This window comes from Sorangium sp. So ce1335 (genome assembly GCF_051521615.1).
In the GTDB taxonomy this organism is placed as follows: Bacteria; Myxococcota_A; Polyangia; order Polyangiales; family Polyangiaceae; genus Sorangium.
Genome location: NZ_CP150363.1, coordinates 6,247,415 through 6,272,349 on the forward strand (window position 1 = coordinate 6,247,415; position 24,935 = coordinate 6,272,349).

General features: G+C 73.9%; 20 protein-coding genes. 9 read left to right on the plus strand and 11 right to left on the minus strand.

The features are described 5' to 3' along the window. Window positions 1-68 precede the first annotated feature (68 nt). Complete coding sequence (locus tag WMF24_RS23070) at window positions 69-2,891, plus strand: hybrid sensor histidine kinase/response regulator (RefSeq protein ID WP_437738597.1); 2,823 nt, start codon at window positions 69-71, stop codon at window positions 2,889-2,891. A gap of 97 nt (window positions 2,892-2,988) precedes the next feature. Continuing rightward, the gene (locus WMF24_RS23075) at window positions 2,989-3,297 is read left to right on the plus strand and encodes a rhodanese-like domain-containing protein (RefSeq protein ID WP_437738598.1); all 309 of its coding nucleotides are present in this window, start codon (window positions 2,989-2,991) and stop codon (window positions 3,295-3,297) included. A gap of 251 nt (window positions 3,298-3,548) precedes the next feature. On the opposite strand, the gene WMF24_RS23080 is transcribed toward WMF24_RS23075, so the two are convergent. The 7 genes from WMF24_RS23080 to WMF24_RS23110 form a co-directional block, all read right to left on the minus strand. After that, entirely contained in the window at window positions 3,549-3,872 is a 324-nt protein-coding gene (locus WMF24_RS23080; protein ID WP_437738599.1) for a hypothetical protein, read from the minus strand. 572 nt (window positions 3,873-4,444) lie between these two features. Continuing rightward, window positions 4,445-6,433 carry a protein kinase domain-containing protein gene (locus tag WMF24_RS23085; protein ID WP_437738600.1) on the minus strand — a complete coding sequence of 663 codons (1,989 nt, stop codon included), beginning with the start codon at window positions 6,431-6,433 and terminating at the stop codon, window positions 4,445-4,447. A 220-nt stretch (window positions 6,434-6,653) separates the two neighbouring features. After that, window positions 6,654-7,160 (minus strand): hypothetical protein, encoded by a 507-nt coding sequence (locus WMF24_RS23090; RefSeq protein WP_437738601.1) that lies wholly within the window; start codon window positions 7,158-7,160, stop codon window positions 6,654-6,656. A 248-nt stretch (window positions 7,161-7,408) separates the two neighbouring features. Next, complete coding sequence (locus WMF24_RS23095) at window positions 7,409-8,686, minus strand: toll/interleukin-1 receptor domain-containing protein (RefSeq protein ID WP_437738602.1); 1,278 nt, start codon at window positions 8,684-8,686, stop codon at window positions 7,409-7,411. A gap of 484 nt (window positions 8,687-9,170) precedes the next feature. Further along, window positions 9,171-11,354 (minus strand): tetratricopeptide repeat protein, encoded by a 2,184-nt coding sequence (locus tag WMF24_RS23100; RefSeq protein WP_437738603.1) that lies wholly within the window; start codon window positions 11,352-11,354, stop codon window positions 9,171-9,173. A 148-nt stretch (window positions 11,355-11,502) separates the two neighbouring features. Further along, window positions 11,503-11,892 (minus strand): DUF5615 family PIN-like protein, encoded by a 390-nt coding sequence (locus WMF24_RS23105; protein WP_437738604.1) that lies wholly within the window; start codon window positions 11,890-11,892, stop codon window positions 11,503-11,505. Then, window positions 11,889-12,119 carry a DUF433 domain-containing protein gene (locus tag WMF24_RS23110; protein ID WP_437738605.1) on the minus strand — a complete coding sequence of 77 codons (231 nt, stop codon included), beginning with the start codon at window positions 12,117-12,119 and terminating at the stop codon, window positions 11,889-11,891. The genes WMF24_RS23105 and WMF24_RS23110 overlap by 4 nt, the downstream gene beginning before the upstream one ends. Window positions 12,120-12,282: 163 nt before the next feature. Between WMF24_RS23110 and WMF24_RS23115 the strand changes: the two genes are divergently transcribed. Together WMF24_RS23115 and nudC are read left to right on the plus strand one after the other, a co-directional pair. Beyond that, a complete protein-coding gene (locus WMF24_RS23115; RefSeq protein ID WP_437738606.1) occupies window positions 12,283-14,868 on the plus strand; it encodes a helicase HerA-like domain-containing protein in 2,586 nt (861 codons plus the stop codon). A 144-nt stretch (window positions 14,869-15,012) separates the two neighbouring features. Next, window positions 15,013-15,852, plus strand: a complete 840-nt coding sequence (nudC, locus tag WMF24_RS23120; RefSeq protein ID WP_437738607.1) for an NAD(+) diphosphatase — start codon at window positions 15,013-15,015, stop codon at window positions 15,850-15,852. Between the two features lie 50 nt (window positions 15,853-15,902). On the opposite strand, the gene WMF24_RS23125 is transcribed toward nudC, so the two are convergent. Genes WMF24_RS23125 through WMF24_RS23135 form a run of 3 tightly spaced genes read right to left on the minus strand, consistent with a single transcriptional unit; the run spans window position 15,903 to window position 18,029 of the window. Then, on the minus strand, window positions 15,903-16,313 hold the full coding sequence (locus WMF24_RS23125; RefSeq protein WP_437738608.1) for a type II toxin-antitoxin system VapC family toxin: 411 nt from the start codon (window positions 16,311-16,313) through the stop codon (window positions 15,903-15,905). Further along, window positions 16,295-16,504 (minus strand): hypothetical protein, encoded by a 210-nt coding sequence (locus WMF24_RS23130; protein ID WP_437738609.1) that lies wholly within the window; start codon window positions 16,502-16,504, stop codon window positions 16,295-16,297. Before WMF24_RS23130 ends, WMF24_RS23125 begins: the two co-directional genes overlap by 19 nt. Window positions 16,505-16,559: 55 nt before the next feature. Further along, complete coding sequence (locus WMF24_RS23135) at window positions 16,560-18,029, minus strand: MATE family efflux transporter (RefSeq protein WP_437738610.1); 1,470 nt, start codon at window positions 18,027-18,029, stop codon at window positions 16,560-16,562. A gap of 300 nt (window positions 18,030-18,329) precedes the next feature. Between WMF24_RS23135 and WMF24_RS23140 the strand changes: the two genes are divergently transcribed. The 4 genes from WMF24_RS23140 to WMF24_RS23155 all read left to right on the plus strand — a co-directional run bounded on the left by WMF24_RS23140 (window position 18,330) and on the right by WMF24_RS23155 (window position 22,351). Continuing rightward, window positions 18,330-19,661, plus strand: a complete 1,332-nt coding sequence (locus WMF24_RS23140) for an AAA family ATPase (protein WP_437738611.1) — start codon at window positions 18,330-18,332, stop codon at window positions 19,659-19,661. Continuing rightward, a complete protein-coding gene (locus tag WMF24_RS23145) occupies window positions 19,658-20,287 on the plus strand; it encodes a DUF4276 family protein (protein ID WP_437738612.1) in 630 nt (209 codons plus the stop codon). The genes WMF24_RS23140 and WMF24_RS23145 overlap by 4 nt, the downstream gene beginning before the upstream one ends. A 67-nt stretch (window positions 20,288-20,354) precedes the next feature. Beyond that, window positions 20,355-21,110: a Uma2 family endonuclease gene (locus WMF24_RS23150; protein ID WP_437738613.1), complete on the plus strand. Its 756-nt coding sequence runs from the start codon at window positions 20,355-20,357 to the stop codon at window positions 21,108-21,110. Between the two features lie 362 nt (window positions 21,111-21,472). Beyond that, window positions 21,473-22,351, plus strand: a complete 879-nt coding sequence (locus WMF24_RS23155; RefSeq protein ID WP_437738614.1) for a hypothetical protein — start codon at window positions 21,473-21,475, stop codon at window positions 22,349-22,351. A gap of 91 nt (window positions 22,352-22,442) precedes the next feature. Here WMF24_RS23155 and WMF24_RS23160 read toward each other — a convergent pair whose 3' ends face one another. After that, complete coding sequence (locus WMF24_RS23160) at window positions 22,443-23,540, minus strand: Nif3-like dinuclear metal center hexameric protein (RefSeq protein WP_437738615.1); 1,098 nt, start codon at window positions 23,538-23,540, stop codon at window positions 22,443-22,445. A 190-nt stretch (window positions 23,541-23,730) separates the two neighbouring features. On the opposite strand from WMF24_RS23160, the gene WMF24_RS23165 reads away from it, so the two are divergent. Further along, window positions 23,731-24,597, plus strand: coding sequence for an MOSC domain-containing protein (locus tag WMF24_RS23165; protein ID WP_437738841.1), 867 nt, complete (start codon window positions 23,731-23,733; stop codon window positions 24,595-24,597). Window positions 24,598-24,935 lie beyond the last annotated feature (338 nt).

Genomic DNA, 24,935 nt, shown 5'->3' on the forward strand with positions numbered 1-24,935 from the left:
GTGCCGCGCGGACACGTCCTGGGGGATACGTGGACGGGCTGGCGACCGGAATACCGGGACGGACAGGGATGGGGGAGACCGCTGGAGAGCCGGCCTGGGCGATGCGCGCGTCAGGTAGGGGGAGCGCGCAGATCGACGCGTCGAGCGGGCGTTTCGTGCGCGTCAACGGCGCGCTCTGCCGGCTGCTTGGCTACTCCGAGTGCGAGCTGGTGCAGAGGAGGCTGCCGGACCTGGCGCTGCCGGAGGACCGCACCGGCGCGACGGCCGCCTGGCGCTCCCTGAGCGAGGCCGGCGCGGACGAGATCACCTTCGAGATGCGCTGCCGCTGCAAGGACGGCAGCGTCCGCCGGCTCCAGCTGACCGGCGTCCTCGTCCGCGACGTCCGGGAGCAGCCCGTCCGCGTGGTTCTGTTCGTCGAGGACATCACCGACCGGGGCCGCGCGGAGGAGCGGGCGCTCGCGGCGGAGCGGGCGCTGGCGGAGAGCGAGGCCAGGCTGCGGAGGCTCTTCTACAGCAACATGGCCCCGATGGCGTTCTGGATGCCCGACGGGCGGATCGTCGAGGCGAACGACGCGTATCTGCGGCTCGTGGGCCGCACCCGGGAGGAGCTCGCGGCCGGCCATGTCCGCTGGGATTCCGGGGTGCTGCCGGACGAGCGCCCCGCCGACGACCGCGCCCTCGCGGAGCTCCTGTCGAGCAAATCGACGTTCACGCCCTTCGAGCGGACGTATGTGCGGCCCGACGGCAGGCGGATCAGGATGCTGATGAGCGGCTGCCTGCTGCCCGCCGGGCGCTTCGAGGACGGCGGCTACGTGCTGGCGCTCGACATGACGGCGCTCCGGCACGCCGAGGATGCCTTCCGGCAAGGCGAGCGGATCTTCCACGCCATCGGAGACTCCATCGATCATGGCATCTGGGTCAGCGATCGCGAAGGCCGGAACGTCTACGCCAGCGAGGCGTACCTCCGGATGACGGGGCTGACCCAGGAGCAGTGCGCGGGGTTCGGGTGGATGGCCTCGGTCCACCCCGACGACCGGCCCAAGATCGCGCTGTTCGACCAGGCCGTGCGGAGGGGTGAGCCGCTCGAGGTAGAGGTCCGGTACATCGACACCGACGGGGCCGTCCACCACGCCCTCAACCGGGCCGTGCCGGTCCGTGACGAGCGGGGCGAGTGCTCCCTCTGGGTGGGCCTGTGCCTGGACATCAGCCGCCTCAAGCGCACGGAGGAGGCGCTGCGCGAGAGCGAGCGCCGGCTGCGCGCCGCGCTCGACGAGGCGCAGCGGACCATCGAGGAGCGCGAGCGCCTGGAGGCCGAGCTCCGCCGGAGCGAGCGGCAGCTCGCGTCGCTGATGGCGAACTCGCCCGACGCGATCTACCGCATGGATCCCGAGCTGCGCTGCACGTTCATGTCGCCCACCTCGACGATGGTCATGGGGTTCCCGCCGGAGCACTACCTCGGCAAGAGGCCCCGCGAGAACGGGCTCCCGTTCGATGTGTGCGAGGCGGGCGAGGCCGCGTGCCGCGAAGCGCGCGCCACGGGCAAGCCGCAGCGGTTCGAGTTCGGCATCGGCGAGCGCAGGTACCGCGCCCGGATCATCCCCGAATTCGGCCCCGACGGTGAGGTGGAGTCGTTCATCGGGATCACCGAGGACGTCACCGCGGAGCGGCTGGCCGATGAAGAGCGGCAGAAGCTCCTCGAGAGCGAGCGCGCCGCCCGCGACGAGGCCGAGCGCGTGAGCCGGGTCAAGGACGACTTCGTGGCGACCCTCTCGCACGAGCTGCGCTCGCCCATCAACGCCATCCTCGGCTGGGCGCGCATCCTGCGGAGCCGGGCGGACGATCCGCAGGCGCTCGCGCGGGGGCTCGAGGTCATCGAGCGAAACGCGCGGCTCCAGTCCGACATGGTGTCGGAGCTGCTCGACATGAGCCGGATCGTCTCCGGCAAGATGCGGCTCGACGTCCTTTCGTTCGACCTGCCGGTGGTCATCCAGAGCGCGATCGAGTCGATCAAGCTGGCGGCCGAGGCCAAGGGGATCACGGTCGCCTCGAGCGTCGACCCCGAGGCGGCCGCGCTGCGGGGCGACCCGGCCCGCATCCAGCAGGTCGTCTGGAACCTCCTGTCGAACGCGGTGAAGTTCACGCCGTCGGGCGGGCGGATCGACATCGCGCTGCGGCGCGCTGGCGCGTTCGCGGAGGTGACGGTGGCCGACACGGGCGCGGGCATCGCCCCGCAGTTCCTCCCCCACCTGTTCGAGCGCTTCCGGCAGGCGGACGCGTCGTCGACGCGGCAGTACGGCGGGCTCGGCATCGGGCTCTCGATCGTGAAGCACCTCGTCGAGATGCACGGCGGCGCGGTGGAGGCCGCGAGCGCGGGCGTGGGCCAGGGGGCGGCGTTCACCGTGAGGCTGCCGCTCGCCGGCGTCTCGCTGGACGCGTCCGGCGACTCGGAGCGTCCCGGCGCGGCGCGGGCCGACACGCTGTCCGACTACCCGGGCGCGGAGCTCACCGGCGTGCGGGTGCTGGTCGTCGACGACCAGCCCGACGCGCGCGAGGTGGCGCAGCGCGTCCTGGAGGAGTGCGGGGCGAGCGTCACGACGGCGGGGTCAGCGGCCGAGGCGATGGCCGCGCTCGGGCGGGAGCGGCCCGACGTGCTCGTGAGCGACCTCGGGATGCCGGGCGAGGACGGGTTCCAGCTCATGCGGCGGGTGCGGGCGCTCGGCGCGGAGCGCGGCGGGTCGACGCTGGCCGTGGCGCTGAGCGCGCTGGCGCGGACCGAGGACCGGGCGCGGGCGCTCGGCGCGGGGTACCAGGCGCACGTGGCCAAGCCGCTGGATCCGGCGGAGCTCGTGGGCGTCATCGCCGCGCTCGTCCGGGGGCGGACGGCGGCGTGAGAGGCGGTTGTTCCTCGGGGGATCTTTGGATAGGGAGAGGTCTTTACCGCGTCGTCGCGGGTGAGGTCACGCGCAGGCCATGGTCCAGCAGATATCCGTGAAAGAGCTCTTTCAGAAGATGAAGACGGGAGAGCCCGTGTACCTCCTCGACGTGCGCACGCCCGGCGAGCACGAGATCGCCGCGCTGCCGGGCAGCACGCTGATCCCGCTGAGCGAGCTCACGGAGCGCGCGGACGAGGTCGCGCCCGGGGAGGGGGCGCTCGTCGTCGCGTACTGCCACCACGGCGTCCGGAGCCTCTCGGCCGCCGCGATCCTCGAGAAGCTCGGCCACGAGCGCGTCGCGTCGCTCCAGGGCGGCATCGACGCGTGGTCGATCCACATCGACGAGAGCGTCCCGCGGTACTGACGGGGAACGGACGGGGAGCGCGGCGCCTCGCGGCTCGGCCGGCGGCGGCGCCTCGCGGCTCGGCCGGGCGGCGGCGCCTCGCGCGGGGAGGGCCGCCGGGCGGCGGCGCCTCGCGCGGGGAGGGCCGCCGGGCGGCGGCGCCTCGCGCGGGGAGGGCCGCCGGGCGGCGGCGCCTCGCGCGGGGAGGGCCGCCGGGCGGCGGCGCCTCGCGCGGGGAGAGCCGCCGGGCGGCGGCGCCTCGCGCGGGCCGCTCAGTTGAGGGCGGCGCCGCCGAGCCGGAAATAGAGCCGCCGGCCGGCGCCGCACACGGCGCAGACGACCTTCGCGACCCGGAGCCGGGCGCCCTCGATCGTCTCGGCCGTGTGGTCCTCCACGCGCAGGGCGCCGCGGCAGCGCGGGCACGGGATCGATCGCGCGGCGACCTCGACCTGAGAGGCCGCGTCGAGCGCGATCGCCCGCCCGGGGGTGTGGCCCGGATCGAGGAGCGCGAGGCGCTCGAGGTCGCGGGTGAGCTTCTCCGCCTCGCGATCGCCCGCGCGCCGTGCGGCGCGCGCCGAGAGCTTCTTCTTCGCCATCCCCCTCCGCCTAGCCTGCCAGCCGCTCGATGCCGAGCACCTTCATCCGGTAGGAGAGCGTCCGCACCAGGATCTGGAGCGCTCCGCGGCCCTGGCGCGGTTCCTGCTTGTGGCCTCGAGCACGTCGAGGGCGAGGGCGGCAGTGAGAGAGAGGCTCTTGTTCGCTGATGCTCCTGTTGTACGGAGAGGGACGGTTTGACGTTGATGACGGGCCCGCGAGAGCTCGAGTCCCCATCGCTCGAAACGCCTGTGGGCAGGGCGTTCCAGCGGGCCCGTCGTGCTTGTTCGAGCTCTGCTTGAGCTCTGCTTGAGCTCTGCTTGAGCTCTGCTTGAGCCAATGGCACGTCGCGGACCACCTGCGACAACGCGCCTCTCCCGCGCGCCGGGTGGGCGCGACTCCCGCTCTTTCAGCGGTGGGGGCGCGTTACCCGGTGAGGGAGCGGCAGCGCGGGCCGCCGCGGCTCGACAAATTCTTGCCGGGCTGTCTCCTGTCGGCCGGCAAGAATTTGCCGGCGGGCGACGCTCGCCGGTGTCGCGGGGACGAGCCGCGCGAGGCCGCGCGAGGCGCGAGGCTACCTGTCGCCGCGGATGGCGGGCGTCAGATCGGGGGACGCCGGCCCCGTGGGGGCGCGGGAGGAGCTGTCGGCCGGCGGGATGGCCGGGCGCGCCGAGGTGGCCGGCCTGGGCCACCCCCGCCTGTTCGCCGGGCCGTACGGCCGGTGATCAGGCGCCGCGGCGTGCCCGGACTGCGTGGCGGGATCGCCGGGCGACGCGGCGTGCAGGTCGGCCCCAGCAGAACCGGGAGGCAGCACCGGCGCACCCGGGACCGCTGCGCGCCCGGGGTCCACGGCGGCGGCCGCCGAGGGGCCCGGCGCGGGATCGGCTGGACCGGCGGGCGCGGGCGACGAGGCCTGGGCCGGCGGCTGCGAGGCCGGGCCGGGCCGCAGGACGACGCCCGGCGGCTTCTCTGCGCGGCGCGCCCAGAGCGTCGCCCCGAGCGCGACAGCGGCGGTCAGGAGGGCGCCAGCGGCGATCCGCGCGGCCGCGCGGCGGCGCTTGCGCAGCATGATGGAGCTCTGCTGCCCGAGGCCGCGCTCCGTGACGACGGGCACGCTCCCCGCGGCCTCCTCGTCCTCGGACGGCTGCTGGTGCGCCGCGAGCAGCCTGTACATCAGCGGCAGCGTGGGGCCGTCCTCGCCGCGCTCCATGGTCAGCGTGGGGCCGTCCTCGCCGCGCTCCATGGTCAGCGTGGGGCCGTCCTCTCGCGCCATCGTCAGCGTGGGGCCGTCCTCCCGCGCCATCGTCAACGTGGGGCCGTCCTCCCGCGCGATCGTCAGCGTGGGGCCCTCGTCGCTGGACACCGGCACGGAGGCGCGCTCGCCCGGCGCGGCGTCGCGGCCGTGGAGGTGCTCGATCGCCGTGCCCGGGCTGGGCAGGGTCGTCACGTGGTCGCCTCCGTGGGGGGCGACCGTCGTGGCGCGGCGGCTGGCCCTCCCGTCGGGCGCATCGTCGGCGCCCGGGCGCGCCCAGGTCGACGAGGCGCCCTTCAGGGCCAGCGCGTCGGCGGGGACGGTGACCGCGGCGGCGTCGTAGGGCGGCGTCGGGGGCGGCAGCGACGGGAAGGCCTTGCCCGCGGCGATCGCCTCGATCTGGTCGAGCGCGCGCGCGGAGTGCTCCGTGCCATAGGGGGCGAGCGCGCGCGAGAGCTCCACGACGCTCTGGATGCGCCGCTGCACGTCCTTCTCGAGGCAGCGCAGGATGACGTCCTCGAGGTGGACGGGCAGCTCCCACCGGTGCACCCGCGGCGGCGTGGCCGGCTCGGTGGCGATGGCCACGAAGAGCGCCGAGATGGAGGGCGCCTCGAAGGGGAAGCGCGCCGTGAGGAGCTGGTAGAGGATGACCCCGAGCGACCAGACGTCGGTGCGGGCGTCGACGTCCTTCGTGCAGCGGACCTGCTCGGGCGACATGTAGCAGGGGGAGCCGAGCATCATCTCGGACGCGGTGAGCTTGCCGTCCTGCTCGGCGGCGTCGTCGGCCGACTTCGAGAGGCCGAAGTCGAGCACCTTGACGAGCGGGACGCCGCTCGGGCCGCTCGTGAGGAAGAGGTTTCCGGGCTTCAGGTCGCGGTGGACGATGCCGCGCGCGTGCGCCTCGGCGACGGCCTCGCAGCTCTGGAGCACGTAGTCGACCGCCTCGGAGACGGGCAGCGGTCCGCGCGCGTCGAGCACCTGCTGGAGGTCGCGGCCGCGCAGGTACTCCATGACGAGGAACGGGAGCCCGATCTCGGCGGTGCCCACGTCGATGACGCGCGCGACGTGCTCGCTCCGGATCGCCGCGGCGGCGCGCGCCTCGCGCAGGAAGCGCGCGCTCGCGCCCGGGAAGTCCTTGGCCTTGGGGAGGAGGAACTTGACCGCGACGCGCTGGCGCAGCGAGACGTGCTCCGCGGCGAAGACGGCGCCCATGGAGCCTCGGCCCAGGCTGCGCTCGAGGCGGTATCTCTGCGCGAAGACGTCGCCTATCCGTGGGATGTCTGCGGCCGATGCGGGCGCATCCGGCTTCATGGCCCGACCTCCATCGGCGCACTATAGCCGCAACGGCGTCCAAACAGACGCCAAGATGCACGCGTCGGCGCCCCGGGGGAGGAGGCGGTGGAATGCGCGGTGAGCGGAATGCGGGGGCGCGATCGCTCCGGGATCGTCGGCCGATGCGGTCAAGCTGAGCAGCCGGCGAGCGCGTGAGGGCACAGGGGCTTCCGGTCCTGAGCGCGCGCTCTCGATCCGCTTACGGGGCCTCCGGCGGCGCCTCCTGGAGGAGCCGCACGAAGCCGGGGCGCGCCATCGCCCTCGCGTCGAACTTCGGCGAGACCGCGCGGTCGATGCGGCACAGCGAGGTCAGCGTCGTGCCCTCGAACGGCAGCACCGTGCAGTTCCCGATCGGCTCGAACCCGACCACGGCGCGGCCGTCCTTATCGACGACGGGCTCGCCGAGCACCTCGTAAAGATCGTGCGGACGAACGCCGTCGCCAGGGCCCAGGTTGAGCGACAGGTCGACGGTCGTGCCCGCCTGGGCCGTGCCCCCTGGCGCGTCATAGCCGCCCCAGCACTTGCCCGCGCGGAGTCGCGTGTCGGGCTTGAAATCCGCGACGGGCAGGCCCTCTCCGGCGAGCGCCTTGCCGACAGGGCTTCTGGGACGGCAATACCACGTCACGGTGTTGTCGCTGGGAGAGACGACCTGCACGAGGCCAATGCGCAGGCGCGTGCGCTCGTACAGGGGCTGGGGGTCGAGCACGTACAGGATCTCTCCGCGCTTGTATCGGTCTGGCGGCGCCGCGAGGAAGAGGAGGTCGCCGCGCGCGCGGAGGCGCGGCTCGGCGGAGATCAGTGCGGACTCCGGTACGGAAGGTGGCGGCGCGGGACGGTTCGAGGGCGTCGTGGAACCAGGGGACGCTCCCGCGCATGAGATGTGGAGCGCAAGCGCGAGGAGCGCAGAGAGCCGCGCAGGTATCACGAGGTGCGAGCTCGTTCGTACGCGCGAGATCATGGGGAGCAGAGCGACCAGCGGATGGGAGCCTTCAACGGCACGGTGGCCACGCGGTCATCGCGAATGCAGCCGGGGCCAGCACCGTCGATACGGCACGTGGCTTGATGGCCTGCGAGCTCGGGTTGCGGGCTGGCGGGCGCCAGGCAAGCGCGGGTCGTGCTCGTCGGCAGGGAGCGACCCGCGAGGTCAAGCGTGCAGGACTGGCCACGGCAGCTCGCTGCCCCGGAGGTCGCGAGCGTCGCAGGATCGACGCTCCCGCCCGCATGGGCGGCCGCGGCGGAAGCTCCGGTGCCCTTGGCGCGTGATGGCGCCGGTCCTGGCGTTGGCGGAGGATCTGGCGCGCCCGCCCCCCGCGCAGCGGCAGCGAGTCTTGTACCGGCAGCGGGGCCGCCCCCATCGGGACGGGAGGGCACGAGCGGCGCAGAGGAGCTCGACAGCTCGGACGCCGGCTTTGGCGGAGACGGGGGCTCCGGCATGCGCGCTGCGTAGACCAGCACCAGCGTCAGCGCCGCGAGCTCCGCGACGGCGAGTCGATAATGGTGGAAGGTGAGCTCGATCCCAATGGTTGCCGCCAGGACCGCGGGCGCGGCGAGCGAGGCGCACTGCCGGGTGATCGGGTCAGGGTGGATGGAGTGCGCGAGTGGCGCGAGGGCCGACGTCGCGGCCAGCGCGCGGGCGGTCCAGAGGAGCGCGCGCTTGCTCCGCGGCTCCGGCGCGGGCTGCGGGGACGCGGCGGTCGCTTTCGGCGAAGGCTTTGTGACGGCGGCCGCGGGCGCCGGGGCGCTCGGCTGGCCGCGGATCGCGGCCAGGAGCTCGGGGACGAGCGCGTCGAGGCCTTCCTCGCCATGCAATCGGACCCAGCGACGGATGCGCAGCGCTGGCGGGAGCGGGTCGATGTCCTCGAGCAGGATGGGCAGGATCACGCCGTGGCGCGCGTCGGGGTCGGAGAAGAGCGCCACGTGGCGCTCCACCGTGGCCCAGCCGGAGCCGAGCGAGGGGCGCGAGACGAGGACGATGAGGTGCCGGCTGCTCTCGAGGCCTCTCTCGATCGCTGCGGTGATGTTGGCGCCGATCGGGATCTGCTGGTCGTCGATCCAGACGCGGAGGCCGGCGTCGACCAGCCGCTGGTAGAGCGCGCGGGCGATCGGCTTGTCGTCCCAGCTATAGGAGATGAAGGCGTCGAACGCGTGCTGTCCCGCTTCGCCCGGGGTGGCGTCGGCGCGCTCGGGAGAGGTCGAATCGGCGGACGGCGGGAGGGAAGGGACGTCGGTCACGTGGCGGTCCAGAGGAGGGTCCGGCGACCAGGCGCGATCCTGCGTTGTCCGGGCAGCGCACGGCAGGCTAACCGACCTCCTGGAAGGAGGGAAGCTCGCCTCGGTCCCCGCGAGGGTTTCCTCCGCCGCGGCGAAGGCTTCCGTCGCCGTCCCGAAGCTTGCGTCGCGGCATGGAGCGCGATTTTCACGGGAAGTTGAGGGGCTCGCTGGCGGAGCCGGGGGCGCAAATTCCGGACGCCCGCGCCTCGGGGCGCGAAATCCCGGCCATTTCGGTGGCGCCGGAAGGCTTCCGGGCCGCGACGGAAGCTTCGGGAGCGCGACGGAAGGTCTCCCCGGAGGGCACCAGAAGCCCTCCTGGTGTTGTAAATTACATCAACAAGGGCGTCCTTGGGCTTTCGAGGGCGCTGCGGAGTTCGTCTGTGGCAGCGAGCGTGGCTCCGCGACGGTCGGAGGCCCGCAGGACTGCCGCAGCGCTCTGGTTGTTTCAGCGTGGAAGCGAGGCGAGTTGCTCTTCGATTTCCTGCACCTCGCGAGGCATCCGGAGCCCGCGGTAGATCGCAAGGGCCGCGATCCACCGCGCGCGAGCGCTCGCGTGCTTGCGCTCGTCACGGTCGAAGATGCCCAGCCAGTTGAGACATCGGGCCTCGTACTCGGCGTGGCGGAGGGCACGCGCCCGTTGGAGGGTCTCTTCGAGGTGTCGCCGCGCTTCGTCGCGCCGCCCGCGGTGGAACACGAGCACGGCCATGTTGATGCGGGTGGCGAGCTCCCCCGCCGCGTCTCCGATGCGCCGCTTGAGCTCCAGGGACTTTTCGTACTGCCTGCGCGCCTCGTCCACTCGCCCCTGCTGCGCTTCCAGCACCGCGAGCTGGTGCAGCGTCGCCGCCTCCCCCTTCACATCCCCGGTGCGCCGCCATAGCTCCAGCGATTTTTCGTACTTCCTACGCGCCTCGTCCACTCGCCCCTGCTGCGCTTCCAGCACTGCCAGCGCATGCAGCGTCGCCGCCTCCCCCTTCACATCCCCGCTGCGCCGCTCTAGCTCCAGGGACTTTTCGTACTGCCTGCGCGCCTCGTCCACTCGCCCCTGCTGCGCTTCCAGCACCGCGAGCTGGTGCAGCGTCGCCGCCTCCCCCTTCACATCCCCGCTGCGCCGCTTGAGCGCCAGCGACCTTTCGTACTGCCTACGCGCCTCGTCCACTCGCCCCTGCCGCGCTTCCAGCACCGCGAGCGCATGCAGCGCAAACCCAAGCATCCATTCGTCTCCAGTCGTTTCGGACCACTGCCGGATGGCTCCGAGGTGCGACCGCGCCGCGTCGTTCTTCCCCTCCCGCGCATCAATGCGCGCCAGCTCTGCGCGCCCCAATTGTTCCCACCGCGCTGCGCCCGCCTGCCGCGCACGCGTCACGAGCACGTTGGCCTGCTCCCGAGCCGCCACCGTCTGCCCCTCGGTGTATAGGGCATACGCCAGCGACGATCGCCCCCGCAGCTCGTCCTCGCCTTGCAGCACTCCATGACTCAGCGCCTTACCAAGGTACACGCGCGCGTCGGCATACCGCTGAGCGTCGTACGCCACCGCCCCCAGGATCGCCGCCGCCAACGCCACCGGCTCCAGCGGCCGGGCGCCCTTCAGAGTGAACCCCGCGTCGTCGAAGCTCCCACGCATCTCGTTGCCCCTGACAGCCGCCCGCTTCAGCCGCGCCGGATCCACCACCGTGAACCGCGGCAGCGCGCAGCCCTCCTTGTCGCAGCGCATCGAGCCCCACACCACGATATGCGCTCCGAACCGCTTGCCAAGGGCCCGCGCCTCGGCGTGCGCCTCCTCGTCCGACCGGTCCACCCGCACGCGCTGGCTGCCCTCGTAGCGCACCGACAGCCCCGGCAATCCAGCAGCCGCATTCCCGAGCTCGTTGGCGAGCTGCTTCGCGAATCCCCTCCCCGCCCTTGCCTCCCGCGCGTCCTGCTCGTCGGTCGGATCGAAGTTCACGACGAGGATCGACACCGGCGCGCCAACGCCGAACACGCCCTCGCCGGCCGCGCGTAGGTAGACGACCGACTGCCCCTCGCGCGCCGGTTCGCCGTCGAGTGCCAGCGCCCACGCGTGGAGCTCCCCGAGCTCCTTGACCTGCACGCGCCCCACGATCTCGTTCGCGTCCCGCGCCGATCGCACCGTGTAAATGTCGCCCTCGACCGCGCCGTCGGCCTTGCCCACGCCGAGCTGCACCCGCCCGCCGTCGACCCGCAGCACCCGGCCCACGTACTTCTGAAGCTGCGGCCGCTCGTCGTTGCCGATCTTGCGGGCGTCGGCTCCGTCGAGCCGGGCGTCGGTCTGGTACAGAACCTTCACCCGCGCCGCCTCCGCGAGCGCCTCCACGAGCACCGCGACGGCCACCGGCCGCGCCGCCGTCAGACCCGGGTGCGGCTGCGAGAGCAGCACCCAATCGCCCCGCTCCCAGCCGTGCCCCTGCGGCAGACCCACCACGAACTGCCCGCCCTCGCCCGGTAGGCAGAACACCGGCTTGCTCACCGCCGCAGGGCACAGCGACGGTGTTCCGGGCTTCGTCGCCGGCGCCGGGATCTTCGCCGGAGCTCGCACCGGCGCCTGCCCAGCGCAGCCGCAGGCGAGCGCCATCACCATCGCGCCCCACGCCCCACGCTGCCCCGCTTTGCGCACGCCCGTCCTCCTCGTACGCCTGCCCTTACAGAAGCAGCATACACCCGCGCCTGCCCGGGAAATCCAGCATCACCGCACGGCCGCGCACACGGCGCTCGGTGCTGGCCTCGGAGCGAACGCCGCGCGCAGGCCATCGCCGCGCGCGGGTTCACTGCCTGTCGCTGCCGCCGCGCCCGATGGGAAGACGCCGTGTCCGGATGCGGCGATCCTCGAAGACAAGCACGCTTCCCTGGGCAAGGAGCGGCGCGATCGGCTCGAGGTTGGCGAGGAGCAGCGCTGCCTGCTGGTCCGGCCGCCGGTCGGTGCCCCGTCGAAACAGGATCACGGAAGGCCGATCTGTCCCACGCACGGCGAGCAGCGTCCCGAAGTCAGCGTCCGCCGAGACCAGGACCCGATCTTCCTGCGCCGCGCGATCCATCACCTGTTCGTCGGGCGCCGCCGCCATGCCGTAGTCCCGCACGTGCACGGCGTCGTGCCCCGCTTCGCGCAAGCGCCTGGCGACGAGCGGCGACAGGGCGTTGTCGATCAAGAACCTCACGACGCAGCGCGGAGCGGCAGCTCGCCGTCACGCACGGCCTCTGCGGCGTAGTGCAGCGCCTCGCGCACGTCCTCCCGCTCGAGATCTGGATACGCTTCCAGGATCTCCTCCAGCGTCAGACCGTCCGCCACCATGCCGACCACCGTCGCCACGGGGATGCGAAGGCCACGGATGCACGGCGCGCCGCCCATCTGCCCAGGATGCACGGTGATTCGCGAGAATTGCATGACAGCTCCTCACCACGCATAGGGCAGGCGCGAGACCGGCGCAACCCGCCGACGAGCGCCGCGGGCCGGCGTCGCGGCCCCGCGCGCGCTCCCGGTGGGCGCCCTCCCGCCTCTCCCCCCGAGCATTGCGACACCGCGCCCGCCATGGCACGAGCCCGCCGCCATGCCGACCCGCCCCTTCGCTCTGGGCCGCTCCCGCCCCCTCTCGGGCGATCCCGGCGCCGCCGCCGCGCGCCCGATCGAGCTGCCGGCGCACCACCTCGTCACCCACGGCGTCGTCGTCGGCATGACCGGCAGCGGCAAGACCGGGCTCGTCATGGTCCTCGTCGAGGAGGCGCTGCGCTCGGGCGTCCCGGTGCTCATGGTCGACGTGAAGGGCGACCTGCCCAACCTGCTCTTCACGTTCCCGGAGCTCTCCCCGGCGGAGTTCGAGCCGTGGCTCGACCCCTCGGCGGCCGCGCGCGACGGCCGCTCCACCGCCGACGTCGCCGCCGAGCTCGCGGCGCGGTGGCGCGCGGGGCTCGCCGCCTCGGGCCTCTCGCCGGCCGACGTCGCCGCCCTCCGCGCCCGCATGGCGCCGCGCCTGCTCACGCCAGGGACCACCGCGGGCGAGCCGATCCACGTGCTGTCGGCGCTCGAGGCGCGCTCGCCGCGCTGGGACGACGACGAGGAGGCCGCCCGCGAGGCGCTCTCGGCCGCGCTGTCGCTCCTGCTCCGGCTCGTCGGCCGCGACCCGGATCCGGCGCGGAGCCGCGAGCACGTGCTGCTCGCGCACCTCGCCGAGCGGCGCCTGCGCGAGGGGCGGGCCGCGGGGCTCGAGGAGCTGCTCGCCGACCTCGCCGACCCGCCGATCGCCGCGGTGGGCGCCCTCGACGTCGACAGGTTCTTCGCCCCGAAGGAGCGGCAGGCGCTCGCGCGCGAGCTCAACACCCTCCTCGCCTCGCCCACGTTCGCGACGTGGCGCAAGGGCGCGCCGCTCGACGTCGCCGCGTGGCTCGATCAGGGCGCCGCGGGCGGCAAGACGCCCGCGGTCATCGTCAGCGTCGCGCACCTCGAGGACGACGAGCGGCAGCTCGTCCTCGGGCTGCTGTTCGAGCAGCTCCTCTCGTGGGTGCGCGGCCTCTCCGGCACGAGCGACCTGCGCGCCCTCGTGGTCTTCGACGAGGTCTTCGGCTTCCTGCCCCCGCACCCCGCGAACCCGCCGACGAAGCGGCCGCTGCTCGCGCTCCTGAAGCAGGCGCGCGCCTTCGGCGTCGGCGTCGTCCTCGCCACGCAGAACCCGATGGATCTCGACTACAAGGCGCTCTCCAACGCCGGCGCGTGGTTCGTGGGCCGGCTCCAGACCGACGCCGATCGCGAGCGCGTCGTCGAGGGGCTCTCGGGCGCCGACGGGGGCGCCGGGGGCGTCGACGCCGCGGCGCTGTCGGCCACCCTGAAGGCGCTGCCGCCGCGCACGTTCTTCGTGCGCGACGTCCACATGCAGCCGCCTTCGTTCCTCGCCGAGACGCGGTTCAGCCTGTCGTGGCTTCGCGGCCCGGTGACCCGGCGCGAGATCGGCCGCCTCGTCCGGGGCATGGCGCCATCGCTGCCCGCCTCGTCCGGGCCTCCGGGCCCGGCGGCGCACGCAGCGGCGGCCGCGCCGCCCCAGCGCGCCGCCGCGGGGCCCGACAGGACGCCGGCCCAGCGCGCCGCCGCGGGGCCGGCCCAGCGCGCCGCCACGGGCCCGGGAGGCACGGTCCTGCTGGATCCGCGCCACGCGCCCCCCTCCCCTGCCCCGCACGCCGCCCGGCGCAGCGAGGCCGCTCGCCCGGACGCCGGAGCCGCCGCACCGTCGCCGCGGAGGTCACCGACGCTGGCGCCGTCGTCCCCGCCGCCGCCGCCGCCGCCGCCGCCGCCGCCCGAGGGATGGCGCAGCCTGTACGCGCACGCCCCCGCCGCCGCCCCGGAGGGCTTTCGCTACATCCCCTGGGTGGCCGCCTCGGTCGTCGCTCACCTGCGCGACACGAAGCTCGGCGTCACCCTCAACCAGAGCCAGCTCCTCGCCGCCCCGCTCCTGCCCGACGGCAGGCCCGATCTCTCGCGCGTCACCCGGCTCGACCCGTCGCTTCTCTCGGCGTCCCCCGCGCCGGGCGCCCGCTTCGCCGAGCTGCCGGCGCCGCTCGCGAAGCGCGCCGCCGCGCAGGCCGCGGCGCGCGCGCTCCGGGAGCACGCCTACCGCACCGCCGAGGCCACCGTGGCCGTCCACAGGGAGCTCGGCCTCGCGCAGGCCGACGGCGAGCCGCTCGAGGCGTTCGCCGCCCGCTGCCGCGCCGCCGCGGCCCGGCTCGCCGCCGCCGAGCGGCAGCAGGTGATCGGCCGCTTCGCGCCAAGGATCGCGCGCCTCGGCGAGCGCATCGCCGCCGCGAAGGCGCGGTACGACCAGGCAGAGGCCGAGGTGGCCGCGCTCCCCGGCGCGGTGGGCGCGGCGCTCCTCGGGCTCGTCGCCGGCCGGGACACCGCCCGGCGCGCCGGGACCCAGCGCGACAAGGCCACCGCGAAGCTCGCGCGCGCGCGGCAGGACTGGGCCGAGGCGGACGCCGCGCTCCGGGACCTCCACGCCGCGCAGGCGGCCGAGCTCTCCGCGCTGGAGCAGCTCCCCCTGCGCGCCGGCGAGGGCATCGAGGCGAAGCGCCTCGTGCCGAGGAAGAACGACGTCGAGGTCGCGTTCGTCGCGCTCGCCTGGGCCGCGACGCTCGCCGGCCCCGCGTGACCGGCGCCCGATCGCCCGGCGCCTCGCTCGCCCGCCGAGGCGCTAAGCTCTCCCCCATGCCCCCGATCGCCTCCCCTGCGCGCGCCCGTCGCGCGGCGCAGCCCTTCGCAGCGGAGCCCGCGCGGCTCCGCGCACGGTGACGCCATGCCCTCCCCCCGCTTCCGCCCGCGCCTCGGCCAGCCGACCGCGCCGCCCGGCGAGATCGCCTGGTTCGCGTTCCGCGGCGACGAGCTCCTCGTCCGCGCGCCTGTGGACGCCGCCGGCGACCGCTTCGATGTCCCGGTCGCCGCCGACCTCGGCGACCTCGGCGTCCCCGTCGTGCGCGCCCAGCCGCTCGGCGAGCTCGACGGGCACCCCTGCCGCTCCGCCGAGCTCGCGCCGGGCGCTCCGGCGCCCGAGGGGCACGCGTACGTCTCGCTGCGGCGCCTCCACGGGCGCATCGATCCGGAGCTCTACGACGTCGCTGGCACGGCGTACCAGATCCAGCACTGGGACCGGGCGCACCAGTACTGCGCTGCGTGCGGCGCCGAGCTCGAGGCCGGGCAGGACGAGCGCGTCAAGCGCTGCGCCCGCTGCGCGAGCAGCTACTTCCCGCGGATCACGCCGGCGACCATCGTGCTCGTCGAGGACGGCCCGCGCCTCCTGATGACGCGGCAGGCGCGGTTCCCTGCGGGCATGTACGGCCTCGTGGCCGGGTTCGTCGAGCCGGGCGAGACGCTGGAGGCGTGCGTCGCGCGCGAGGTCCACGAGGAGACGGGCGTCGACATCGCGGACATCGCCTATTTCGGCAGCCAGCCGTGGCCCTTCCCCCACCAGATCATGGTCGGCTTCACCGCGCGCTACGCGGGCGGCGAGCTCCGCGTCGACACGCGCGAGCTGGAGGACGCGCGCTGGTTCCACCGCGACACGCTGCCGCTCTTGCCGCCGCCGCTCAGCATCGCCCGCAAGCTCATCGAGGCCTGGCTCGCGCGGCCCGCGCGGTAGCGGCGCCGGGCGAGCGCATCGGCGCAGCGCTCGACGTCAGCCCGCACCGATCACGCGTCGGCGAGGTTCACATGCGGGTAGGCCCGGATCTTCGCATCCGCGGTGAGCAGCGCACATCCGTGGACTCGAGCCGTGGCCACGATGATCTGGTCCGCAGGATCGCTATGAAAGCTGCCAGGCAGCCGCGTCGATTCGGCGGCGATGCTCGGAGCGAGCGGCAGGAGCCGCACGCCTGGATACGCCAGCGCCGCGTCGAGCCAGGAATCGAGGTCGCACGGCAGCGCGAGTCGCCCGCGCTCGACGAGCTTCGCCACTTCCCAGCAAGAGATGGCGCTCACCCCGAGGCCCTCCCCCTCGCTTCGCCGGATCAACGCTGCCCAGGGAGCGCTGAGGCGCTCATCGCGCTGGACCCACCATACCCAGACGTGGGTATCCAGAACGATCACCGCTCCGCCTCCCACCCTTCGGGCTCCGCTGGCGAGAACGGATCGTCGAACTGGTACGGCGTCCCCTGCAGCGGGTACGCCGTGGACTTCGGCCGCTCCTTGACGAGCACGATGATCTCCACGTTCGTCCCAGGGCCGAGCGGCAAGCCCTCGATGGTAAGGGTTCCGTCCGGCCGAACCGTGGCCTCGACGCGGTGCGCTTCCATGGCTCAGTATAGCGTGGCGCGGCGCCGCTCGGGCCCACGGCCGCGATAGCGCCCCTCAGACGCGGCGCAGCTTCCAGGTGCCGCGGCGGAACATGAGCCCGCCCGCGATCGCGATCGTCGAGAACGCCGCCGCGATCGCGATGAACACGCCCATCGGCCCGAGCCCCGCGGCGTGCGCCAGGCCCCACGCGAGCGGGATCTCCCACAGCCAGAAGCACGCGAGGTTCAGCAGCGTGGGCGTCCACGTGTCGCCGGCGCCGTTGAACGCCTGCGTGAACACCATGCCGAAGCCGTAGAACAGGAACCCGCACGCCACGACCCGCAGCGCCTGCGTCCCGAACCGCAGCACCTCGGCGTCGTCCGTGAAGGCGCCGACGATGGCGCCGGCCGCCACCGCGAAGACGAGGCCGATCGCGCCGAGCATGGCCGTCGTCCAGAGGCCCGCGCGGTACACGGCGGCCTCCGCCCGCTCGGGGCGGCCCGCCCCGAGGTTCTGCCCCACCATGGTCGCGCCGGCGTTCGCGAGCCCGAACGCCGGCAGGATCGCGAACACGACGACCCGCATGCCGATCGTGTAGCCGGCGAGCGCGGCGCTCCCGAAGGGGGCGAGGATGCGCACCATGCCGATCCAGCTCGCCGTGCCGATGACCGCCTGGAGCGCGCCGTTCGCGAACAGGCGGGCGAGCGTCGCGAGCGCCCTCGGGTCGGGGACGAGGTGCCGCGCCCGCACCTTCACCCGGCCGCCGCCGCGCGCGAGCAGGAAGACCTGGAGCGCGACGCCGGCCCCGCGGCCGAGCGTCGTGCCCACCGCGGCGCCGGCCACGCCGAGCTCCGGGAACGGGCCGAGGCCGAAGATGAAGCACGGGCCGAGCGCCATGTTGAGCGCGTTCGAGAGCCAGAGCACCCGCATCGACAGCGCCGCGTCGCCGGCCCCGCGGAAGACGGCGTTGATGACGAACAGCAGCAGGATCGTCGCGTTGCCGCCCAGCATGATCGAGGCGAACGGCGCGCCGGTCGCGACGACCCCGGCGGTCGCCCCCATCGCCGCGAGCAGCCGCGGCGCGAGCAGGGCGCCGGCCGCCGCGATGGGCAGCGAGATGAGGAGGGCGAGCACGATCGCCTGCCCCGCCATGGCGGCCGCCTCCTCGGGGCGCCCCTCGCCGATCCGCCGCGCGACGGTCGCGGAGGCGGCCACGGCGAGGCCCATCCCCAGGGCGTACACGACCGAGAGGATCGACTCCGTGAGCCCGACGGCGGCGACCGCGTCGGCGCCGAGGCGCGACACCCAGAAGACGTCGACGATGACGAAGAGCGACTCCATGAGCATTTCCATGACCATCGGGATCGCGAGCAGCGCGATGGCCCTGTCGATGGACCCGCTCGTGAAGTCGTGCTCGCCGCCGCGGACGGCGTCGCGGAGCGTCGCCCAGACGCCGGCGCCGCGGCGCGGGGCCGGCGCGGGTGGCGAGGCCGCGACGGCTTCCGCGCGCAGGTCGGGGGCAGGTGGCGTGGCATGGTCGCGCATGGGGCCGGCAGGCTGATGGCGGGCGGGCGGATCGTCCAGCGGCTTTCGCGCCCTTTGCACACCTTTGCAGATCGCCCGGTCGGCCCTGCGGCCGCGCGGCGCGATCGCTGTTCGAGCGCGCCGCGCACATCGAGCGCCGGCCGTTCAGCCCGCGCTCGAGAAGAAGAACCAAGCATCGTCCGGGCCACAGCCCGGATCGAGCGCGAACCGAAGGCGCTCCAGCAACCCACGGTAGCGCGCCGACGGGGCTGCTCGGTTGACGCTCGGCCCACCGGGCGCCTACGTTGCTCTCCGGGTCTCGTGATCACGCGCATCGAAGTGGACGGGTTCAAGTCGCTCCGGCGCTTTGCGCTCGATCTCGATCCGTTCTGCGCGCTCATCGGTCCGAACGGCGCGGGGAAGTCGAACGTCCTCGACGCGCTGAGCCTGCTGTCGAGGATCGTGTTGGGTGACCTCAAGACGGCCTTTCATGGGCCGCGCGGCCGGGTGCGAGAGCAGCTCTCGGCGGTGGAAGAGCTCCCGAACGGGCACGACTCCGGCACGATCGGTCGTTGCGAGTTCGCCGTCGAAGCGCTCGTACAGGACGGAGATGCGCCTCACGGCGGCTCGCCGCAGCTCGCGACCACGCGCCTGCGGTATGAGCTGGCGATCGAGCTCCAGGTCCTCCAGCCGGGTCTGACGGACCGCCTCCTCGTCACGCGCGAGCGGCTGGTCACGCTGGAGCGGGGCAGAGATGCCTGGATCGATCGGCACCCGATCTTCGCTGCGCTGGCCCGCTACACCGACCTGGTCGAGGTGCTGTCCTACCAGGGAGGTGTGCTGTCGCTCCGGGATCCGGTCACCACGCTGCCCGAGCACCGGGCCGACGTCGCCCATCCAGCACAGGCCGCCGCCGTCGGAGATCCGCGGTGCTGGGCGGAGTCCCCCCATCTCCGCGCGTTCGCGGAGGAGCTCCGGCGCATCCGGGTGGTCCACCTCGATCCGCACCGCCTCCGCGAGCCGAGCGACCGCGCCGCGCCCGCGATGACCGCGGACGGGGCGCACCTCGCGACGGCGCTCGCCTCGCTCTCCCCCGGGTCGCTCGCGCATGTCCGCGCGGCGCTCGCCGGGCTCGTACCCGGAACGCGGACGGTCGATGTCGTTCCGGAAGGGGACCTGTTGCGGGTCGAGGTGGAGGCGACGGACGGGAGGCGCTTCGCCTCGCGCGTCCTGTCCGACGGCACGCTGCGCGTCCTCGGCCTGGCCACGATGCTCGAGGCGAGCCCGCCCGGCGGGCTCATCGCGATCGAGGAGCCCGAGAACGGCATCCATCCCTCGCGTCTGCGCGCCCTCGTGGAGCTCCTGCGCGCGGTCGCGTCTCCGTCGCTGGAGGACGGTGGCGCGGCGTCGTCGCCACGTCAGGTGCTGATCACCAGCCACTCGCCTGTCGTCCTCGCCGCCCTGATGGATCGGCCCGACGACATCGTGGTGGTGGACATGATCCGGCAAGGGATCGAGCCCAGGAGATCCCGCGCGCGGCGGATCGCGGGGCCCGGCGACGTCGACCGCGGTCGGCACACGGTCTCGGCCGCCGAGATCGAGCGGCTGCTCGGCAGCACCCGGCTCCACGGCGAAGGCGCGAGCGAGCCGTGAGTTATCTCTGCGCGGGTCTCTTCGCGGAGGGATCGACCGACTACGAGTTCCTCCTTCCGTTGCTCGACCAGATGATCCCGGCGCTCGCGCACGCGCTGCTGCCGGGGGTGGCCGAGATCGGCGACAGCGTCGGCATCGACGCCCCACGCGGCGTTCCGCCTCGTCGGGATGCCCGTATCGCCGCGGCGATCAGCGCGTACTGGGATCAATGCACCCTCTTCGTCATCCACGCGGACGGAGGCGGCGATCCGGCGCGGGCGCTCGCGGAGCAGGTCGCTCCGGGGCTAGGGCTCGCGCGCGCCGCGCGTGGCGACGTCCCCGCGGCGGCTTGCGTCCCCGTGCGGGAGATCGAAGCGTGGCTCCTCGCGGACGAGGCCGCCCTCCGCGCGCTGCTCCGATCCGAGGAGCCCCTCGGCGTGCCGACCGATCCGGAGGCCGTCCTCGATCCGAAGCGCGCCCTGCGCGACGCCCTCTCCGCAGGCGGTGGTCGGACGTTCCGGGGAAGCGAGCCCTATGCGTTCCTCGGCGCCAACGTCGACGTGACGCGGCTCCGGCGGCTGCCGGCGTTCTGCCGCTTCGAAGAGCAGCTCGCCGAGGCGATCCTGGCGGCGGCGCGGGCGACCTGACGCGCGCCTGGCGGCACGCCCGCGCGCTCGCCTACGATGGGCGCCAGACGTATTGGGAGGGCACTCCATGGTCTGGTCATCGTCGCCCCCGGTTCATGGATCGCAGGCCGACATCGCCGTGCTGCTGGTGGGCATCGCGGCCGGCATCCGGGGCAAGCTGAAGATCGGGGAGGTGGTGCTGTCGGATCGGGTCGTGGCCTACGAGCCGGCCGCGGCCGTCGTCGGGCCGGACGGCACGTCGCGGGAGGAGCCGCGGCCGGAGATCGATCGGCTGCCGTACGCGATGAACCAGGACGTGGTGAGCTACGAGCCAGATCCGGGGCGGCTTCAGGCGACCTTCGCGAAGATCGGCGGAAAGCTACCTGCCCCACCGGAAGGACAGGAGGCGCTGTTCCGGGAGCATGTGGCCACGGCCGTCGGCGTGCGGACGGCGACGATCGCGAGCGGGGAGAAGCTGCTGCGCGACCCGTCGAAGCTCCTCTGCGACGTGGAGGTGCTCGTGCCCAACCTCGCCGGCTGGCGTGTCGAGCGGATGCCCGAGCTCCCCGAGGCGGCCTACTTCTCGCTCGCCCCGGGCTGGATCTGCGAGGTCCTGAGCTCGTCGACGGAGAACCTCGACCGCGAGGAGAAGATGCCCATCTACGCGCGCGAAGGCGTACGACACGCCTGGCTTGTCGATCCCATCCAGCGGACGCTGGAGGTCCACGTGCTCGCCCCCGGGCGAGCCTGGGGGCCACCCGTGACCTACCGCGACAGCGCGCGCGTCCGCGTCGAGCCGTTCGAGGCCCTCGAGCTCGATCTCTCGGTGCTCTGGGCGAGGTAACGCCCGCGACGCCGTACGAGGGCCGTCTCCCGGCGACGCCCCGCTTCCCCCGAGACCACCTCCCGTCTCGATCCGAAGGGTCTCCTCTCCTCCGGCGACGCCCCCTCATCTCCCGGCGACACCCCACCCTTCCCCCGAGACCACCTCCCGTCTCGCCCCGAAGGGTCTCCTCTCTCTCCGCGACGCCCGCTCGTCTCCCGGCGACACCTCCCCCTCCCCCCGCGACCAGCCCCCATCTCGATCCGCAGGGTTCCCTCACCCCCCGCGCTCCTCCTCGACCCTCGTCGAAACCTTGCCGCCTGCCCCCTCCAGCAGGAGCCTGCCCATGACATCCGCCGGGCTCGACGCATGGTCGCTCGACGATGGCCACCACAAAGACCCAACCCAAAGCCAAGAAACGTCCGGCGTCTGCGCCTGCACGCCAGGTCTTCACCACCTCGGACGCGAACGAGGCCTACCGCCACTTCCTGCCGCGGGTGCAGGCCGAGGTCCCGGCCGACCGCGCCGAGATCTGCCGCCTCCCGGTCGAGCTCGTCCGCGCCAACGTCGACCGCGGCGTCCGCGCGATTCAGCCCCACCTCGGCCGCGTCCGCGAGAAGCTGCCCCTCTGCCCGGTCGACGACCTCCTCGAGCTCCCGAGCCTCGCGCTCGGGCTCGTCGCGGCCGCGGGCCGCATCGCGCCGGCCGCGAGCGAGCGCGAGATCGAGGCGCGCCTCGAGCAGTTCCGCCCGATGCGCGATCTCACGCTGCGGCAGCTCGAGATCTTCGCGGACATGAAGCTCGTGCCCAGGCCGCGCGTGGCCGCGATCCGCCGCGGCTCGGGGCCGGTCGACAGCGCGCGCGACGGCGTCGACATCGCCGGGCTGTTCGACGAGCTCTCGGACACGCTCGCCGACAAACACCCGTTCTCGCCGGACTACCTCGCTCGCATGGCCGAGCACGCGAACTGGCTCCTCGTCCAGCTCAGGCCGCGCGGCGCCCAGCAGCGGCCCTCCGAGCGCTCGCCCGAGGCCATCGTCCGCGACCAGTTCTGGACGCTGCTCAACCAGCGGTACGATCACCTGCGAGAGGCGGGGGTCGCCGCGTTCGGCCTGCGCCAGCTCGACGCTCACGTCCCGCCGATCGGCGCCCGCACCCAGGCCCCCTCGACCGCGCAAACGCCGCAGGCGCCTGGCCCCGCGACGCCCGAGGGCGCCGGGCCTGGGACCACCGCCGGACCCGAGCTCACCCCCGAGCCCTGACGCGCGCCACGCCCCGCGCTCACCCCGCGCTCGAGAAGAAGAACACGCATCACCGCGCTCCTCCCCCTCCCCTCGGGGGACGCCGCGCCGTTCACCGGATCGCGAACGGATCCCTGTCGCGCGCGCTGATCTCGACGCGCAGCGACGGCACCTCGGCGCGGAGGCGCTCGGCGAGGCGCTTCAGCGCGGCGCGCTCGCTGTTCGAGTGCAGCGCGCACACGACGGTGACGCCCGCGCTCGCCGCGCGCAGCGCGTCGTGGTGCCGCAGCTCGCCAGTCAGGTAGAGCTCCGCGCCCTGCGCGATGGCCTCGCCGAGGAGCGCGCCGCCGGCGCCGGCGCACGTCGCCGCGCGCGCGACGGCGCGCCCCTCGGGGCCCGCCACGAGCAGGGCGTCGACCCCGAGGTGCTCCTTGATGCGGCCGAGCAGCTCGCCCACCGGCGTCGCGCTGGCGAGCGCCCCGATCCGGCCGATGCCGACCCGCAGCGGCTCCACCGCGAGCTCGACGAGGTCGAACGCCACCTCCTCGTAGGGGTGCGCGGCGCGCATGGCCTGCAGCACCGCCTCGGTCCGGTCGCGGGGGAAGACCATCTCCAGCCGCACCTCGGTCACGCGCTCGAGCCGCCCCTTCTCGCCCACCGTGGGGTTCGTCCCCTCCTCGCCGAAGAACGTGCCCGTCCCGACCGTGCGGAAGCTGCAGCGCGAGTACCGCCCTATCTGGCCCGCGCCCGCCTCGGCGAGGGCGTCGGCCACCGCGTCGACGTGATCCTCCGGGACGAAGACGACGAGCTTGTGCTGCCACGCCTTCGACGTCGCCCGCCGGAGCGGCGCGCGGCCGTCGGCGATCCCGAGCGCGTCCGCGAGCACGTCGTTGGTGCCGCCCTCGGCCACGTCGAGCGCTGTGTGGGGCGAGTACAGCGCGATGCCGTCGCGGATCGCCGCGAAGACGGGGCTCGGCGCGACGACCCGCTTCACGGCCTCGAAGAGCGGCGGGTGGTAGGCGACGACGAGATCGCAGCCGAGATCGCGCGCCTCCCGGGCGACCTCGGGGGTGTAATCGATGGCGAGCAGCGCCGCCGACGAGGGCCGCGCCGGGTCGCCCGCGAGGAGGCCCACGTTGTCCCAGGGCTCGGCGAACCGGAGCGGGGCGATCGACTCGAGCGCGGCGAGCACGTCTCTCAGGAGGGTCATGAGCGCCTCTATACCCCAGGGGCGACGGCGGCGCGGAGCGCGGCCGCAGGCGCCGGGTCGCGGGTCGATCGCTGGAAGGTCCGCTCGGTGCCAGGCGGGCGCGGCGCTCGCGCCGTGGGGGGCGGCGTGGAGACGAAGATGAGATAGAACAGGCGCCGTGCACCCGAGAGGCCAGCCCGCCGGAACCGTCGTGTCGCTGTGGCGCTATCCCGTCAAATCCATGCAAGGAGAGGAGCTCGACGAGGCGGTGATCACCGATCGCGGCGTGCTCGGCGACCGGACCTACGCCGTCCTCGACCGGGAGACCGGCCACATCGCGAGCGCGAAGCACCCCGGCAAATGGGCGGCGCTCCTCGCGTGTCGCGCCGCCTTTGCGGCGCCGCCCTGTCCCTCGGCGCCCCTGCCGCCGGTCTGGATCACGCTGCCGGACGGCGCCGTGATCAGCAGCGCGCAGCCGGACGTGGACCGGGCGCTCTCGCGCGCGCTCGGCCGCGACGTGGCGCTCGTGAGCCGGGCGCCCGAGGCGCCGAGGCGCGAGGCGGATCGGTCGCCCGTGGAGGCGCCCGCGGCTCCGGCCACGATCGTCGAGGAGCCGATGGCGCTCGCGGCGCCGGCCGGCACGTTCTTCGATGTCGCCGCCGTGCACGTGCTGACGACGGCGACGCTCGATCGGATACGCGAGCTCCACCCTTCGGGGCGCATCGAGGCCCCCAGGTTCCGCCCGAACCTCGTCGTCGCGACCCCCCCGGAAGAGCGCGGCTTCGTCGAGAACGGCTGGATCGGCCGCGCGCTGACCGTCGCAGCCGAGGTCCAGCTCGACGTCATCGACCCTTGCCCCCGCTGCGTCGTCCCCACGCTTACCCAGGGTGAGTTGCCGCGTGATCCCGGCATCCTGCGCGCGCTCGCCCAGCACAACGCGGTCGCGAGCGCCACGCTCGCCCCCGGCGTCGTGTTCCCGGCGGTGGCCGGGGTCTACGCGACCGTGCGCCGCGGCGGCGCGCTCCGCCGCGGGGCGGCCGTCCGGGTGGACGCAGCGCCCCTGCCCCCGGCCTCCTGAACGGCCCCGTTCGGGCGCCGCGAGCTCGGCGCGCCATCGGTCGGGCGACGCTCCTGGCGAGAGCGACAAACGGGTTGAACCCGCCTGAAACGAGCAGAATGGCGAGCCGCCAAGGCGCCATGGACGTCAAGATATTGTCTTCTTCTTGTTCTTCTTGGCGTCCTTGGCGCCTTGGCGGTTCATTTCTCGCTCGCTCGACGTGATCGGTGCTCCAGGGGTCCCGGAGGAGCGATGGCCGACAGGCCGCATCGCCAGCACGCCGATAGACCTACACGGCACCGACATCCCACATCGCGCCAGAAGACCTGCGCGGCGCCGACGCCCCCACATCGCGCCAG